The sequence below is a fragment of the Serpentinimonas barnesii genome, assembly GCF_000696225.1.
Taxonomy (GTDB): domain Bacteria; phylum Pseudomonadota; class Gammaproteobacteria; order Burkholderiales; family Burkholderiaceae_C; genus Serpentinimonas; species Serpentinimonas barnesii.
In genome coordinates this window covers 1-1,850 of record NZ_BAWN01000079.1, presented here as the reverse complement: position 1 = coordinate 1,850, position 1,850 = coordinate 1, and the positions used below count along the sequence as shown (strand labels likewise).

Annotated in this window: 2 protein-coding genes; both read right to left on the bottom strand. The window is 56.5% G+C overall.

Annotated elements, in window-relative coordinates:
• Positions 1–372 precede the first annotated feature (372 nt).
• The gene (locus SRAH_RS11750) at positions 373–948 is read right to left on the bottom strand and encodes a LysE family translocator (RefSeq protein ID WP_232841053.1); all 576 of its coding nucleotides are present in this window, start codon (positions 946–948) and stop codon (positions 373–375) included.
• Between the two features lie 333 nt (positions 949–1,281).
• Positions 1,282–1,850, bottom strand: a 569-nt coding sequence (locus SRAH_RS11740; protein ID WP_206741115.1) for a hypothetical protein, incomplete at its 5' end; no start/stop codon positions are given.

Here is a 1,850-nt window from a genome sequence, read left to right as displayed (position 1 = left end):
TTAACCGGCGGGCCGAAGGCACGTCCGAGTTGAACCGCAGGTTAGGCGATGGCGAGAAGGGTGCTGCTGCCTTGGAACGCTGCGGCGTTGCCGGAGATTATGGCCGGGGCCTTGCAGGAAAGCAAGCACAGAGGAAAGCAAGCGCGGTGTGCCTGTTCCGCTCCACGAAGGCCGAGCAGCAGGGCAGCAACCGGGCAGCGTCGCCGGAGCGCGCGGAGGTGGAACGGCAGAAGCCAGAGCGAGGCCTAACGTTGAGGTTAACCGGCGGGCCGAAGGCACGTCCGAGTTGAACCGCAGGTTAGGCGATGGTGAGAAGGGTGTCTGGGCCTATTGACCTGCCGTTGGCGCTCCCGTTGAGCGAGGTGTTAGGCCTCACTGCTTTAGTAGCGGGTAGAGTGATGCTACAAGCAGGCTGGCCATACCATAGTTAAACAACTTGCGATTGAGTGGGTTTTGAAGGAAGTGGCGTAGCCGGGAGCCAAAGAGTGCCCACACTCCAACACTGGGCAAATTCACCGCTGCAAAGAGCAATGCCGTGAGCACGATTACTTCGATGCCGCTGGACGCGGGGACGTAAGTGCTGAATGCGCCCACGGCCATGATCCAAGCTTTTGGGTTGACCCATTGAAACGCAGCGGCGCCCAAAAAGCTCAATGGACTAGATGAACGACTTGGCGATTTCATATCTTCAGATGGGCCGGAGTTTGCAATGCACCAAGCCAAGTAGAGCATGTATGCGGCTCCGATCCATTTAAGCACATCGTAGATCCATGGGAACTGTTCGAAGACCTCGGCAAGGCCAAGGCCAACACCTAGCACCATAATGAGGAAACCTACACTGATGCCAAGCATGTGCGGGATAGACAATCGAAATCCAAAATTAACACCCGATGCCAAGAGCATGAAGTTGTTTGGACCTGGCGTTATCGATGTCACCAAGGCAAACATGGAGAAAGCGAAGAGAGTTTCTGGTGGCATAAGACGGGGAACACTAAATTGTGCGACTGACTTGTTTTGTGAGGCCTAACGTTGAGGTTAACCGGCGGGCCGAAGGCACGTCCGAGTTGAACCGCAGGTTAGGCGATGGTGAGAAGGGAAACTGGGCCTTGGAACACTGCGGCGTTGCCGGAGATTATGGCCGGGGTCTTGCAGGAAAGCAAGTGCGGTGCGCTGGGTGATGGTGGGCAGACCGAGGAGCAGCAGTCCAGTAGCCTGACATAGCAGCCGAAGCGCGAGGGCGTGAAGCGCCGAAAGGCCATACGATCGTCTGGGATGCGACAGTTAGGCGTCATGCTGGGCCAACTGAGTGAAAGCGGTCATTAGCGCGGCGTTTGCGTGCTCAAAGTTCTCGCGCTGATTCTGAATTCCATAGGCCCACTTCAACCCGTGGAACAGGTTGTTGCGAAGCCGATAGATAACGATAAGCAATGCTGCAACTGAATCTGCTGGATTGTTGTTGGCGCCGCACAGAACCTGCTGGACAAGTACGGCGTTGTCATTGGTTCGAAGGTGCAATCCGGCATAGTGCTGAGTTGCAATGCCGGCGGAAAAGTAGCGTTGGCGAAAGTAGCGCAGGCTGGGTTCGAAGTCTCCCGCAGCAAGACGATTCTGGGCAGCCCGTTCGTGCACGAGCGCAAGAATTGAGTTGGCCGACGCTCGCGTTTGGAGCGCCTTTGCTTCGAAGAGGCTCCATAGCAAGGCGAACTGGAAGATCGCTTCGCGATCCTCGCTTGGAAGCTCACTAAAGCCTAGAACCGTCTGCTCAAGCCAATCGATGGGATTCATGACGCCTAACGTTGAGGTTAACCGGCGGGCCGAAGGCACGTCCGAGTTGAACCGCAGGTTAGGCG